The sequence below is a fragment of the Microbispora sp. CA-135349 genome, from assembly GCF_050947365.1.
In the GTDB taxonomy this organism is placed as follows: Bacteria; Actinomycetota; Actinomycetes; order Streptosporangiales; family Streptosporangiaceae; genus Microbispora.
Genome location: NZ_CP192001.1, coordinates 8,458,448 through 8,471,600, shown reverse-complemented (window position 1 = coordinate 8,471,600; position 13,153 = coordinate 8,458,448). Strand labels below are relative to the sequence as shown.

13 protein-coding genes are annotated in these 13,153 nt (G+C 70.3%); 5 read left to right on the top strand and 8 right to left on the bottom strand.

The window, feature by feature from the left end:
• Positions 1 to 2: 2 nt before the first annotated feature.
• Genes ACQPZZ_RS39020 through ACQPZZ_RS39005 form a run of 4 tightly spaced genes read right to left on the bottom strand, consistent with a single transcriptional unit; the run spans position 3 to position 3,481 of the window.
• Complete coding sequence (locus tag ACQPZZ_RS39020) at positions 3 to 479, bottom strand: hypothetical protein (RefSeq protein WP_432927453.1); 477 nt, start codon at positions 477 to 479, stop codon at positions 3 to 5.
• Positions 476 to 1,570 carry a serine/threonine-protein kinase gene (locus tag ACQPZZ_RS39015; RefSeq protein ID WP_432927451.1) on the bottom strand — a complete coding sequence of 365 codons (1,095 nt, stop codon included), beginning with the start codon at positions 1,568 to 1,570 and terminating at the stop codon, positions 476 to 478. Before ACQPZZ_RS39015 ends, ACQPZZ_RS39020 begins: the two co-directional genes overlap by 4 nt.
• Positions 1,571 to 1,591: 21 nt before the next feature.
• Positions 1,592 to 2,797: a hypothetical protein gene (locus ACQPZZ_RS39010; protein ID WP_432927449.1), complete on the bottom strand. Its 1,206-nt coding sequence runs from the start codon at positions 2,795 to 2,797 to the stop codon at positions 1,592 to 1,594.
• Between the two features lie 33 nt (positions 2,798 to 2,830).
• Positions 2,831 to 3,481 carry a DUF4870 domain-containing protein gene (locus ACQPZZ_RS39005; RefSeq protein WP_432927448.1) on the bottom strand — a complete coding sequence of 217 codons (651 nt, stop codon included), beginning with the start codon at positions 3,479 to 3,481 and terminating at the stop codon, positions 2,831 to 2,833.
• A gap of 311 nt (positions 3,482 to 3,792) precedes the next feature.
• On the opposite strand from ACQPZZ_RS39005, the gene ACQPZZ_RS39000 reads away from it, so the two are divergent.
• Complete coding sequence (locus tag ACQPZZ_RS39000) at positions 3,793 to 4,011, top strand: hypothetical protein (protein ID WP_363645546.1); 219 nt, start codon at positions 3,793 to 3,795, stop codon at positions 4,009 to 4,011.
• Between the two features lie 104 nt (positions 4,012 to 4,115).
• Entirely contained in the window at positions 4,116 to 4,565 is a 450-nt protein-coding gene (locus ACQPZZ_RS38995; protein ID WP_432927446.1) for a hypothetical protein, read from the top strand.
• A 23-nt stretch (positions 4,566 to 4,588) separates the two neighbouring features.
• Here the strand turns inward: ACQPZZ_RS38995 and ACQPZZ_RS38990 are convergent, their stop codons facing one another.
• The 3 genes from ACQPZZ_RS38990 to ACQPZZ_RS38980 are packed head-to-tail and all read right to left on the bottom strand — an operon-like array spanning position 4,589 to position 7,730.
• The gene (locus tag ACQPZZ_RS38990) at positions 4,589 to 5,485 is read right to left on the bottom strand and encodes a carbohydrate ABC transporter permease (RefSeq protein WP_432927444.1); all 897 of its coding nucleotides are present in this window, start codon (positions 5,483 to 5,485) and stop codon (positions 4,589 to 4,591) included.
• 2 nt (positions 5,486 to 5,487) lie between these two features.
• Positions 5,488 to 6,408: a carbohydrate ABC transporter permease gene (locus tag ACQPZZ_RS38985; protein WP_363645542.1), complete on the bottom strand. Its 921-nt coding sequence runs from the start codon at positions 6,406 to 6,408 to the stop codon at positions 5,488 to 5,490.
• Between the two features lie 2 nt (positions 6,409 to 6,410).
• Positions 6,411 to 7,730: an extracellular solute-binding protein gene (locus ACQPZZ_RS38980; protein ID WP_432927442.1), complete on the bottom strand. Its 1,320-nt coding sequence runs from the start codon at positions 7,728 to 7,730 to the stop codon at positions 6,411 to 6,413.
• A 384-nt stretch (positions 7,731 to 8,114) separates the two neighbouring features.
• Between ACQPZZ_RS38980 and ACQPZZ_RS38975 the strand changes: the two genes are divergently transcribed.
• The 3 genes from ACQPZZ_RS38975 to ACQPZZ_RS38965 all read left to right on the top strand — a co-directional run bounded on the left by ACQPZZ_RS38975 (position 8,115) and on the right by ACQPZZ_RS38965 (position 12,654).
• Positions 8,115 to 10,550: a glycoside hydrolase family 3 N-terminal domain-containing protein gene (locus tag ACQPZZ_RS38975; RefSeq protein WP_432927440.1), complete on the top strand. Its 2,436-nt coding sequence runs from the start codon at positions 8,115 to 8,117 to the stop codon at positions 10,548 to 10,550.
• Positions 10,534 to 11,559 carry a LacI family DNA-binding transcriptional regulator gene (locus ACQPZZ_RS38970; RefSeq protein ID WP_363645536.1) on the top strand — a complete coding sequence of 342 codons (1,026 nt, stop codon included), beginning with the start codon at positions 10,534 to 10,536 and terminating at the stop codon, positions 11,557 to 11,559. The genes ACQPZZ_RS38975 and ACQPZZ_RS38970 overlap by 17 nt, the downstream gene beginning before the upstream one ends.
• A gap of 114 nt (positions 11,560 to 11,673) precedes the next feature.
• The gene (locus ACQPZZ_RS38965; RefSeq protein ID WP_432927437.1) at positions 11,674 to 12,654 is read left to right on the top strand and encodes an AraC family transcriptional regulator; all 981 of its coding nucleotides are present in this window, start codon (positions 11,674 to 11,676) and stop codon (positions 12,652 to 12,654) included.
• Between the two features lie 14 nt (positions 12,655 to 12,668).
• Here ACQPZZ_RS38965 and ACQPZZ_RS38960 read toward each other — a convergent pair whose 3' ends face one another.
• Positions 12,669 to 13,109, bottom strand: coding sequence for an ATP-binding protein (locus ACQPZZ_RS38960; protein ID WP_432927435.1), 441 nt, complete (start codon positions 13,107 to 13,109; stop codon positions 12,669 to 12,671).
• Between the last annotated feature and the right edge of the window lie 44 nt (positions 13,110 to 13,153).

The window sequence follows — 13,153 nt, the reverse complement described above, 5'->3', positions numbered from 1 at the left end:
GGTCAGTCGACCTCCCGGAGCGTGGGCGTGCGGAGCAGCTTCTCCATCTTCGAGAAGTCGACCGTCGACAGTATTTTCAGGTAGGACGCGCGGTGCCTGTCGGTCATGCCGGCGACGATGACGGTGACCTGCAGGTCGGGGACGTACCACATCTCCGAGACGACACTCATGAAGCGGCAGGAGTACTTCCAGCGGACATGTGAGGCGCGGTGCCCGCCGATGGTGACGCTGTCGTGCATCAGGAGCTTGACCGCGGGTTCGGAACGCTTCGTCTCGTCGTAGCGCCACGCGTCCTGCGGCGGATCGAAGGCGTCGCCCACCCACTCGCAGACGGGCACCCGCCCCTGCAGGGCGAAGGACTGACTGGTCAGCTCGAACTGCCACCCCGCGTCGAGTTCGAGCCCGCCGAGACATCCGGCTTGGGAGGTGCCGATCGTGAACGGCGGGAGGATGCAGTACTGCCTCCCGCTGCCGGTCACCTCCCAGCCACTGGGCAGGTCCGCCGCGATGCCGCGATCGCTGACGAAGCGGACGTACGTCGGCTTGGGCTTCGGTTTCGGTGAACGGCTGGGGCTGGAGGACGGCGACGGGCTCGGGCTGGGCGACGGACTCGGCGAGGGGCTCGGGGCCGGCGCCGAGGCGGACGCCGCTCGGCGGGAGCAGGCCATGCCCGCTCGGCCTCGATCTTCCCTTCCCACGTACGCTCCAGGAGCCTGGTGAGCTCGATCGTCGCCTGGCCGGGCTCCTGGGACGCCATGACGCCCGAGAGCACCTCCTCGGCCGAGGGCCTCTGGCGCGGGTCCTTCCGCAGGGCGGCGTCGACGAGCCCGCGGAGCGTGCCGGGCACGGCTGCCGTGTCGACCGGCTCGCTCAGGGCGCGCAGCGCGAGGACCTCGGGACGCCCGGGCCCGAACGCGGGCCTGCCCGAGGCGGCGTAGGCGACGAGCAGGCCCCACCCGTACACGTCGACGGCCGCGGTGATCGGACCGTCGTGATACTCCTCCGGGCTGATCCATCCGGGAGAGCCGATCACCATGCCCGAGCGGGTGATGGCGGTCGCGTCCAGCGCTCGTGCGATGCCGAAATCGACGACGCGGGGTCCCGCGGGAGACATCAGCACATTGGTGGGCTTGAGGTCCCGGTGGATGACCTCCGCCGCGTGGATCGCCACCAGGGCCTCGGCCAGCCCGGCGGCCAGGCTGCGCAGTTCCTCGCCACGCAGCGGGCCGCGCAGGGAGACGAGCTCGTCCAGCGTCGGTCCGGACACGTACTCCGTGGCCAGCCACGGCAGGGGCGCGTCCGGGTCGGCCGCCAGAACCCTGGCCGTACACAGCCCACGGACGCGGCTGACGATGCCGATCTCCCTGGCGAACCGGGTGCGGAACTCGGCGTCGTGCGCGTACGCCGCGTGGATCAGCTTGACGGCGGCCTGAGTGCCGTGCCGATCCACGCCCGCGTAGACGACGCCCATGCCTCCGGCGCCGAGCCTGCCGACGATCCGGTAAGGGCCGATGTCCTCGGGATCGCCGCTGATCGCCGTCTTCACCCGGGTGAAGGTTTCCCCGGGCATGTCGTTCGGGTCCTTCATCCGTCAGGGAGAGACCGTGCGGATGCGGAGGATTCTGGCGAGTGCGATCGCGGCGATCGCGTAGAGCACGAGGCCGGCGTACTGGCCGAAGGCGTAGAGACCGTCGGCGGGCAGCAGTTGCACCTGCAGTTGCTCGATTCCGAGGATCTTCAACGCGTTCTTGAGGAAGAGCATGACGCTCAGCGCCAGGCCGGCCTCAAGCCCTCCCGTGAACACCACGAGCGCGCAGCCCGTGAGAGCGAAGACGACACTGGTGAGCAGATCCCGCGGGCCGTACTGGCCGCCCGCCAGCGCGCCGTCCGCGATGACGGAGACCGCGGTGGCCAGCGCGACTCCCGGCCAGAGGCTGCCCGTCCTGACGCCGGGGGCCTGCAGCACCAGGCTCCACATCATGTACGGCCACCAGGCCATGGCGGGGACGGTCAGGACGATGATGATCAGAGTGGGATACATGGTGGTCGTGGACAGGCCTTCGGCCCAGTAGTAGAAGGGCCGCTGCGTCGAACCGTCGAGCTGTCCGAGCAGGAAGCTGAGCATGTCCCCGGCGAAGACCGCAGCGGCCGCCATGCAGGCGCACCATCCCAGCCAGCGGTGGCGGATGGTGCCCTCCACGGAGGTGAGGGTCGAGAGGGGGCGGGACTGGAACACGACCAGGACGGCCCAGACGCATCCGAGGGCGGCGATGTTCGGGAAGACGGAGCCGAGCAGGTCCCACTGGCCGTCGGACACCTTCCGGGACGGGTCCTCCTCACCGAATCCCGCGCTCAGCGCCACGGCCCTCACCAGCATCCGGACGATGCCTGCGACGACGGCGACGAGCACGGCGCCGACGACGAGCGAGGCGACGACGCGGGGCAGCCGGTGGGGGGACGTCCGGCCCAGGAGGTGGAACTTCAGGCCGGGCGGAATCGGCCCCCTGACCCAGGCGGCCATCGGAGGCCGAGCGACCTGCCGGGGCGCCAGGACCAAAGGAGGAACCGGGGCCAAGGGAGGAGCCGGGAGCGTTTCAGCCGGTGCGACGGCCGGTGCGGGAGGCGTGGTCGTTCCGCCGGTCCGCTGCCACCAGTTCCAGTAGGGCGGGGCCGCGGGCCAGTCCGGCTCGGGCCCGGCCCAGCCCTCGTCGGGCACCCAGCCGTCGGGGGGCGCCGGCCATCCCGGCGGTGAGTTGAACGTCCAGTCGGGACCGGGGCGTGGGGGGATGTTCACCATCGATCTTTCTTGCCTGTCGGCCGCCGGCCGCGCTCAGCTCAGGAACGGAATGGCCAGGGGATACACGTACGGCTCGCCGCGATTGGCGGCCGTCGCGGCGATGATTCTGAGAACGACCGTCGTGACGCACACGGCCAGCGTGAGCAGCACGGCGAGCGGTGCGGCCACGGCGAACAGCACGAGCAGGACCAGGGCGGCCAGCAACTCGGTGAAGGCGAAGTTCAGCGCCTGCCGGGCGTGCCGGCGTACGAAGGGATCGCCCGCGCTTCGCCCGTTGTGGATGACCAGAGGGGGGATCCACAACAGTAGCGAGGTGATCCCGCAGGTGAGCAGACCACCCAGATCCATGAGAAGAGCGCCCAGATGCGTCCACATCGCGGTGCGCCGCGGGTCGGGCAGCGGTGGAGCGGTCCAATACGAGGGAGCGGAGACGTGCCGCAATGCCGGGCCGACGTACGGCGCGGGGCCGGGGATCGGCGGCGCCTGCCGGGCGAGCGGGTCCTGCGCGGGCAGGTCCTTTATCGGCGTGGTCCTGACCCACCAGGACCAGTAGGGAGGGGCGGCGGGCCAGTCAGGCTCGGGGCCGCTCCATGCCTCCGTCGGCGACCAGTCCGCGGGCGGGGTCGGCCATCCGGGAGGGGGGTTGAAGGACCAGTCGCCGGGCGGACGTGGGGGGATGCGCAACGCTGTCCTGCCGATCTGGCTTATGTCACTTGGTGCTCGCCAATTATGCACCGACCGATACTGGTTGTCATGATCCCTGGAGTCCTGTCTCGGTAGTTATGTCACCTGAGGGACTGTAAGCAGGTATACGCGCCGAATTGTTGGGCGTGAATTGACACCGGCATCCGGGATGTCGTGAACCTTTCAGCGCGTCCCCGGAGGTTTGGCAGGCCGGGGCCGGCTTCCCTTCCGTGGCTCTGGCCGCGCGGAATCAGCGATGCGACAGTGCGGGTGCCGCTCACCCCTGTGGGCGACTACCCCGGGAGGATCACATGCGTACGGTACGGGCTCTCCTCGTCTCCGCCGCCCTGGCCGCCGGCCTGGTGTCCGTCGGCACGGCTCCGGCGCACGCCGACAGCATCCGTTACGCCTACTACTACCAGGCCGACTGCTACAACGGCGGCAACCTGGGCATCCAGTGGGGCTGGTGGACGTCCTTCCGCTGCGAATGGGGCACCGGCGGGGGCAACTTCTGGTTCCTCTACGCCTGACGCCGGAACGCCCCGCACCTCGGGTGCGGGGCGTCCACACGTTCCCGGAAGGCAGGCTCGCTCCCACGCCCGAAAAGGCGACCGAAGGATCGATAGCTACACCCATGATAGGTGGGCCCGCCGGAGTCGCGGACACCGTAGCGTCCAAGATTTACGGCGCGCACTTCGAGGATCTCGCGCGGCAGTGGTGCTTCGAGCACGCCTCATCCGACACTCTCGGCGGAGTGGCGAGCGCGGTGCGCCCGACGGAACTTCCTTGCCGGCAGCACCGCCGGGGGCACGGGCTCGATGTCGTCGTCACGGAGTCCACCTCGTTCGCCGCCGACCGGATCACCGCGATCGGCGAGGCCAAGAGCACCGAGGCGCCTGTCGACGTCCCTCAGTTGGAGCGCCTGGAACACCTGCGCGAACTGCTGCCCGGCGGCAAGATCGGCGCTTTGCCCAAGCTGCTCCTGTTCGCCCGATCCGGGTTCTCGCCCGCCCTTGTCCGCCTCAACGAAAGACGGCCCGATGTCGAGCTCGTCGACATGGGCCGTCTGTACGGCGCAGCGTGAGGCCGTTCCTTCTTGGTTCCGGCCTACTTGCCGAATCCGGCGGTCAGGCCGCTGAGCAGCTGACGGCGGCCGACCGCGTAAAGGATCAGCATCGGCAGGATGGTCAGCACGACGGAGGCCAGCACGGCGGGCACGTTCACGCCGTACGGCCCGCCCTGGAACGCCGCGAGCGCCAGCGGCAGGGTGCGCTTGTCGGGGCTCTGGGTGAGGATCAGCGGCAGCAGGAAGCCGTTCCAGACCTGCAGCGCGTTGTAGATCGACACCGTGACCACGGCCGGTCGCGTGAGCGGGAAGGCAAGACCCCACAGGGTCTTCCACTCGGTCGCGCCGTCGAGCCGCATCGACTCGAACAGCTCCTTCGGCACGTCCCTGATGAAGTTGGACAGCACCAGCACCGACAGCGGGATCGCGAAGGCGACCGACGGCACGACCAGTCCCGTCAGCGAGTCGTAGAGGTGCAGCTTGATGATCAGCAGGTAGACCGGGATGACCGTCGCCTGCAGCGGGATGGCCAGGCCCATGAGGAACAGCGAGTTCACTCCGCGCAGGAAGCGGTTGGCGCCGGCGCTCCGGACGATCGCGTACGCCGCCATGAACGAGAACAGCACCGACGGGATCACCGTGCCGATGGCGACGAGGATGCTGTTCAGGAAGTACAGCGGGAAGTCCATCTCGATCACGAGCCGGTAGTTGTCCAGCGTCGGATCGGTGGGCGGCGCCAGCGGGTTGGTGGCGTAGTAGTTGGACTGCGTCTTGAGGCTGGTGATCACGATCCAGTAGATCGGGACGATCACCACGGCCAGCCACAGCCAGCCCACCAGCCCGCCCAGCCAGTTGGGGCGCTGCCGGCTCTTCGCCGGCCGGCGTCCGTGCGCCCCGGACGCGGCGGTGCGCGCCCTCGAGGTGTGGGTCGCGGTCACGGTCAGGCCCCTTCCAACTGACTGGCGTTGGGGTCGCGGCCGCCCAGCCGGCGCAGCAGCAGCGCCAGGACGAGGCCCACGAGAACGAGGATGACACCGATCACGCAGGCCGCTCCCATGAGGTTGGCCTGGAAGCCGCGCTTGTACATGTCCAGCGCGAGCGCGCGGGTGGCGTCACCGGGACCGCCCTCGGTCAGCACGAAGATCAGGTCGAAGAAGGTCAGGGAGCCGACGACCATCAGAGTGGATGACGTGATGATGGTGTACTTGAGCTGGGGCAGCGTGATGCTGAAGAACATCCGGACCCGTCCCGCGCCGTCCAGCTCCGCGGCCTCGTAGAGCGACCGCGGGATCTGCCGCACACCGCCCTGGTAGAGCAGCGAGTGGAACGGGATGTACTGCCACGACACCACGAAGATCACGACGCCGAAGGCGAGGCCGGGCTCGCCGAGCCAGTCCTGGACGAGGAAGTCGAGGCCCAGCCCCGCGCCGAGCCCGAAGTTCGGGTCGAGCAGCGCCTTGAAGGTGATCGCGATGGCCGCCGAGCTGAGCAGCAGCGGGATGAAGTACAGCACCGCGAGCAGTTCCCGGTAGCGCTGGCGGCCCGCCAGGAACACGCCGATCAGGATGCTGGCCGGGGTCTGGAAGGCCCAGGAGAGCAGCATGATGAGGAACGTGATCCACAGCGCGTGGGGCAGGCCGGGGTCGGTGAGCACGGCCCGCCAGCTGTCGAGCCCGGTCAGCTGGATCTCGCCCAGCGTGTCCCAGGACGTGAAGCTGAGCAGCAGGACCCCGATCAGCGGGATCAGTGCGAAGGCCGTGAAGGCTATCAGGGCGGGCAGGGCCAGCCACGGCAGGACGCCGCCGCCGCGCGCCCTGGGCGCGACGGCGGACGACGTCCTTCGAGCGGAGATAGCAGACATGCTTACTTACCGATGACCGCGTTCATGTTCGTCGCGAACTCCTGCGGCGAGATCGACAGCTGGAACAGCTTGGCGATGTTGTCCAGCAGCTTCTCGGCCGCGGTGGGGCTGAGCGCCTGGTCCCACGACTGGGCGAACACCTTGGCGTTGCTGGCGACGCCGTAGACGAAGTTCAGGAACTCGGCGTCCTTGGAGCCGGCGAACAGCTTGTCGGAGCCCTTGACGATCGGCACACCACCGGTGCCGACCCACTGCTTCTGCTCCTCGTCGTCGAGCACACCGGTCGCGAAGAACTTCTTGGCGATCTCCTTCTGCTCGGGCGTCGCCTTGGAGGAGATCGACAGGTACTGGCCGGGGTTGCCGACCGTGTTGCTCGGGTCGCCCTTGCCGCCGTCGACCCCCGGGAAGTTCATCCAGCCGAGGTTGCCGCTGGAGACGATGTCGCCGCCCTGCTCCTGCTGGATGCCGTACGACCAGCTGCCGTGCAGCATCATCGCGGCCTTGCCGGTGTACAGCAGCGCCTGGTCGGCGTTGGAGTCGGCGGTGACCGATGAGAAGCCCCTGATGAAGGCGTTGGCCTTGATGAGCTCCTGCATCTTGGTCAGGGCCTCGATGGAGGCGGGGTTGTTCCAGGCGTCCTTCTCGCCGTCGAAGACGGCCTGGAACACCTCGGGGCCGCCGATGCGGTCGAAGAGGAACTCCAGCCACATCATGTTCGTCCAGCGCGACTGACCGGCCAGCGAGAAGGGCGCGATCCCCGCCGCGTTGAACTTCTTCACCAGGTCGAGGATGTCGCCGTACGACTGCGGCGGCTGCGCGCCGACCTTCTCGAAGACCTTCTTGTTGTAGAACAGCACGATCGGCTGGACGGTCTCGCACGGCATCGCGTAGATCTTGCCGTCGATCGTCGCGGCGCCGAAGGCGCCGGGGAACAGCCGGTCCTTCACGGCGGCGTTCTCGCCGAACCACGAGGTGAGGTCCTCGACCTGGCCGGCCTGCACGTAGCTGCGCAGACCGCCGCCGCCCCAGCCCCAGATGATGGTGGGTGCCTGGTTCGCGCCGATCGCCGTCTTGATCTTCGTCTTGTACGCGTCGTTCTGGATCGTGGTGATCGCGATCTGGCCGTTGGGGTTGGCCTTGTTGAACCGGTCGACGGCCGCGGTGCGGGGCGCCTCACCGGGAGGACCCTGGAGGAACCAGTAGGTGGCCTTGCCCCCGCCGCCGCCGTTACCCCCGGCGGCGCCGCCGCCGGAGCCTCCGCCCGACGGGGCCGGGCCGTCCGTGCCGCAGGCCGCTAAGGCCGCGCCGAGAGGAAGTCCCATGGAAAGACTGAGGAATGTGCGGCGGGATGATTTGCTGGACTCCACGCTGATCTCCGTACGTCGAACGCCGAGGCAGGCTGCGGCTTATTGATGACATTCGGACGCGGCGGGGGCGACGTGGATCGGCACCCCGGTGCCACTGTCCACTCCTTCTTTAGGTCAGCTCGCTCGAAACATTTCGACACAAGCCGCGTGGCACGCCAATCTAGATTTGCGGTACCCGACTGTCAAGAGCGCTCTCACGGTCTCCCCAGCCCAGCGTGAGGCGTGTGTAAAGTACCGACGAGCAGGCCTCTACCTGGTGATCTTGGTTTACTGGACGATCGACGCCCGAATCGCCGGCGGATGCCGAAATGTTTCGAAACTTTTTTGTGAGGAGAACAGATGACGGCCCCAGATCGGACGCACGCGGCGGACGGGACGTTCCGGGTGTGGCAGGACCCGGCACTCCCCGTGGCCGATCGGGTCGAGGCACTCCTCGCCGAGATGACCCTTGAGGAGAAGGTCGGCCAGCTCGGCAGCCGGTGGATCGGGAACGACATGCAGCCCGAGCAGGAGGTGGAGCCCGACGGCGCGCACAATGTCGCCCCGATGCAGGATGTTTTCGCGGCCTCCGGCACGGTGCCGATCGAGGAGGCCGCACGCCACGGCCTCGGCCATTTGACGCGGGTTTTCGGCAGCACTCCGGTGACCGTGGCCGAGGGCGCGGCGGAGGTGGTGCGGCTGCAGAGCGAGGTGGTGAAGCACTCCCGGCTCGGCATTCCCGCGCTGGTCCACGAGGAGTGCCTGACCGGTTTCACCACCTACGGCGCGACCGTCTACCCGGCCGCCATCGCCTGGGGTGCGACCTTCGACCCGGAGCTGGTGGAGCGGATGGCCGCCGCGATCGGCAGGGACATGCGCGCCGTGGGCGTCCACCAGGGCCTGTCGCCGGTGCTCGACGTGGTGCGTGACTACCGCTGGGGCCGGGTCGAGGAGACCATCGGCGAGGACCCGTACCTCGTCGCGACGCTCGGCGCGGCCTACGTGCGCGGCCTGGAGAACGCCGGGGTCATCGCCACGCTCAAGCACTTCGCCGGATACTCCGCCTCGCGTGCGGCCCGCAACCACGGCCCGGTCCCGATGGGGCGGCGCGAGCTGATGGACATGATCCTGCCGACGTTCGAGACCGCCGTCGCCGAGGGCGGCGCGCGGTCGGTCATGAACTCCTACTCCGACGTGGACGGCGTGCCCGCCGCCGCCGACCCGTGGCTGCTGACCGACCTGCTACGCGGCGAGTGGGGGTTCACCGGCACGGTGGTCTCGGACTACTGGGCGGTGCCGTTCCTCGCGACCATGCACCAGGTCGCGGCGGACGCCGAGGAGGCCGGGGTGCAGGCGCTGACCGCCGGCATCGACGTCGAACTCCCCGACACGCTCGGCTTCGGCCAGCACCTGGTCGAGCGGGTGCGGCGGGGCGAGATCCCCGAGGACCTGGTGGACCGGGCCGTGCGCCGCCTGCTCGCGCAGAAGGTGCAGCTCGGCCTGCTGGACCCGGACTGGACGCCGGAGAAGTCGGTGGCCGGCGCGGACAGCGTGCACCTCGACTCGCCCGCCAACCGAGCCCTGGCCAGGGAGCTGGCCGAGCGGTCGATCGTGCTGCTCGACGCCGGGACCGTGCTGCCGCTGCTCGGCGAGGGGCGTCCGGAGCCCCGCCGGGTGGCCGTGGTCGGGCCCTGCGCCGACGACCCGCGCTCGTTCATGGGCTGCTACGCCTTCCCCAACCACGTGCTGCCCCGTTACCCGAAGCTCGGGCTCGGGGTGGAGGCGCCCAGCCTGCTCGAGGCGCTGCGGGCCGAGCTGCCGGATGCCGAGATCGCCTACGAGCGGGGCTGCGACTGGCGGGACGACGACCGCTCCGGTTTCGCCGCCGCGCTCGCGGCCGCCCGCGAGTCGGACCTGTGCGTGGCCGTCGTCGGCGACCTGGCCGGGCTGTTCGGACAGGGCACCTCGGGCGAGGGCTGCGACGCCGACGACCTGCGCCTGCCCGGGGTCCAGGAGGATCTGCTGATCGAGCTGGCCGCCACCGGCACGCCGGTCGTGGTGGTGGTCGTGTCGGGGCGGCCGTACGCGCTGGGGCGGGTGAACGACCGGGCCGCCGCGCTCGTCCAGGCGTTCATGCCGGGCGAGGAGGGCGGTGCGGCCATCGCCGGCGTCCTGTCCGGCCGGGTGCAGCCCAGCGGGAAACTGCCGGTGCAGATCCCGCGGACCACGGGCGGGCAGCCGGGCACCTACCTGCAGCCGCCGCTCGGCGCCGACAGCCACGGCATCAGCAACCTCGACCCGACCCCGCTGTTCGCGTTCGGCTACGGCGCGTCCTACACCACCTTCGAGGTCGACGACCTGGAGATCAGCGACGCGGAGGTGCCCACCGACGGGGAGTTCACCGTGTCGGTGCGGGTGCGCAACACCGGCGGCCGGGCGGGCGAGGAGGTCGTCCAGCTCTACCTGCACGACGTGCTCGCCCAGGTGACCCGGCCGGTGCGGCAGCTCACCGGGTTCGCCCGGGTGCGGCTGGAGCCGGGCGAAAGCGCGCGGGCGTCGTTCGCCGTGCACGCGGACCGGACCGCCTTCACCGGTCGCGACCTGCGGCGGATCGTCGAGCCCGGAGACATCGACGTGCTCGTCGGCACCTCGGCGTCGGACCTGCCGTGCCGGGGCCGCGTACGGCTGACCGGCCCGCTGCGCCACGTCGGTCACGACCGGCGGCTGGTCACCCCCGTGGAGGTGCGACGGACGGCGGGCCCCGAGCAGGGAGGAACAGATGCCGCCCAGTCGTAGGCGGGCCACCCTGGCCACGGTCGCGGCCTCGGCGGGGGTGTCGGTCGCGACCGTGTCGAAGGTGCTCAACGGCCGCAGCGACGTCGCCCCGGAGACGCGTTCACTGGTGCTGTCGCTGCTGGAGGAGCACGACTACGTCGCGCCGCCGCAGCGCCGGAGCGAGGCGGCGCCCGACACGATCGAGGTTGAGTTCGACGCGGACCTCAACGCCTACTCGACCGAGATCGTCCAGGGCGCGGTGCAGGCCGGGGCCGACCTCGACGTGGCGGTCGTGGTCAGCATCCGGCGCAACGCCGACCGCACCGGAGGATGGGCCCGCGACCTGGTCACGGCCGGGCGGCGGGCGCTGGTCGCCGTCACCGGCGAGCTGTCCTCCGGGCAGCTCGCCGCCCTGGCCCGGGCGCGGCTGCCCCTGGTCGTGATCGACCCGTTGAACCTGCCGAGGGCCAGGGTGACCAGCGTCGGCTCGACGAACTTCGCCGGTGGCCTGGCCGCGACCGAGCACCTGCTCGCGCTCGGGCACCGGCGCGTCGCCTATCTCGGCGGCCCGGCCACCGCCGCCTGCAACCAGGCACGCCTGCACGGCTACCGCGCCGCCATGGAGGCCGCGCAGGTGCCCGTCCCGCCCGCGTACGTACGAACGGGCACCTTTCACTACCAGGACGGCATGGCGGGCGGGGCGGCCCTGCTCGACCTTCCCGAGCAGCCCACGGCGATCTTCGCGGGTTGTGACGACATCGCGCTCGGCGTGCTGGAGGCCGCCAGGGCGCGGGGGCTGCGCGTGCCCGAAGACCTCAGCATCGTGGGCTTCGACGACACCCAGATCGCCCGGATGGCCTCGCCGCCCCTGACCACGGTGCGCCAGCCGCTGCGGGAGATGGGCGCCGTCGCGGTGCGTACGGCGCTGCGTCTCGCGGCGGGGGAGCGGGTCGAGTCCCACCACGTCGAACTCGCCACGGAACTCGTGGTGCGCGGATCGTCCGCCCCCGTCCCGGACACCGGCCGGTAGACGCGCCGACGGCTCCCGCGGCGCCGTGTTCCGTCGGGACAGACCCGCGCATAAGCTTGTTGCGCGCCCGCTACCTGCGGAAACGGGGGGTCTGCCGGCCCGGGGGAGGCGAAAATGGCCGAACGATCGCTACCGCTCGCCGCTTACCGGCGGCTGCACACACACGACGTCGACGAGGCCCGGACGACGGTCGGGAACGCCCTCGGCGTTCACGGGCTGCGCCCGGTGAATCCGAAGATCACGCTCGACGCCCGCATGAACGGGATCACGTTCGACGGGATCGGGCTGTACTCGCTCGGCTACGGCACGGAAGTGCTCATCACACCGCAGCCGTTGGATCGCTACCTGCTCGTCGAGATCCCGCTCGCCGGAGCGGCGGAGGTGTCCCACGGCCGTGAACGGATCGTGTCGACGCCCGAGCTCGCCTCCGTGCTGTCGCTGACGCGGCCCATGACCATGCGATGGGCTCCCGGGCACATGCAACTGATCACCCGCTTCGACCGCGCCGCGCTCGAAGCACACCTCGGCAAGCTCATAGGACGCACGCCGCGCAGACCGCTCACCTTCTCCCTGGGCATGGACCTGACCCGGCCGGCCGCCCGATCCTGGCTGGCGGTCGTCGATCTGCTCAGACGGGAGGCGGAGACCGGCGGCGCCATGCTGGAGCAGCCCGTCGCGCTCAGGCAGCTGGAGGGGCTGCTCATGACGCAGTTGCTGCTGGCCCAGCCCAGCAACTACAGCGAGGCCCTGTCGGAGGGGCAGCCCCGCGCCGCGCCGACGGTGGTGGAGCGGGCCGTGGACCTGATCGAGGCGCGCGCGGCGGAACCGCTCACCGTGGAAGAGATCGCCGGGGCCGTGGGCGTCGGCGTGCGGGCGCTTCAGGAGGGGTTCCGGCGTCGTCTGGAGACGACGCCCATGAACTATCTGCGGGAGGTCCGCCTCGATCGCGTGCGGGCCGAACTGGCGGCCGGCAACCCGTGCACCACCACGGTCACCGACGCGGCCTATCGGTGGGGATTCGTCCACCTGGGGCGGTTCGCCAACGCGTATCGCCGCCGCTTCGGCGAGTCCCCATCGGAGACGCTGCGCCGCTGAGCGCCCGCGTACGCTCAGCGGGCGGGCAGGTCCGCCCACCACGTGGTGGTGCCGGAGGAGCGGCTCACGCTGCCGTGCCGGATGGCGAGGGCGTCGACGACGACGGCGCCGCGCCCGCTCTCGTCCGGACACGGGGTGGTTCCCGGCCACACCGGTGCCGCTCCGCCGTCGGTGACCTCGACCCGGATGGCCCGGCCATCGCCGTCGGCGTGGATGAAGAGGCGAAACTCGGCCGGCGGCATGGCGTGGAGGACGGCGTTGGTGACCATCTCCGAGATCACCAGCAGGGCGTCCTCCGCGGCGGCCCCGGGAGTTCCCCAGGCCGCCAGCACCCGGAGCGCACGCCGCCGCACGCCGCTGACCTCCTGAGGAGAGTGCGGCACCGGACACGTGTATACGGAAGAGACCGCCTCGGTCGCGGAGACGTCGGCGCGGTCCACGGTCTGCGAGTTCATCGTGTCGTGCTCCTTGATCACCAGCGGGCGGAGACCGCCCCGAC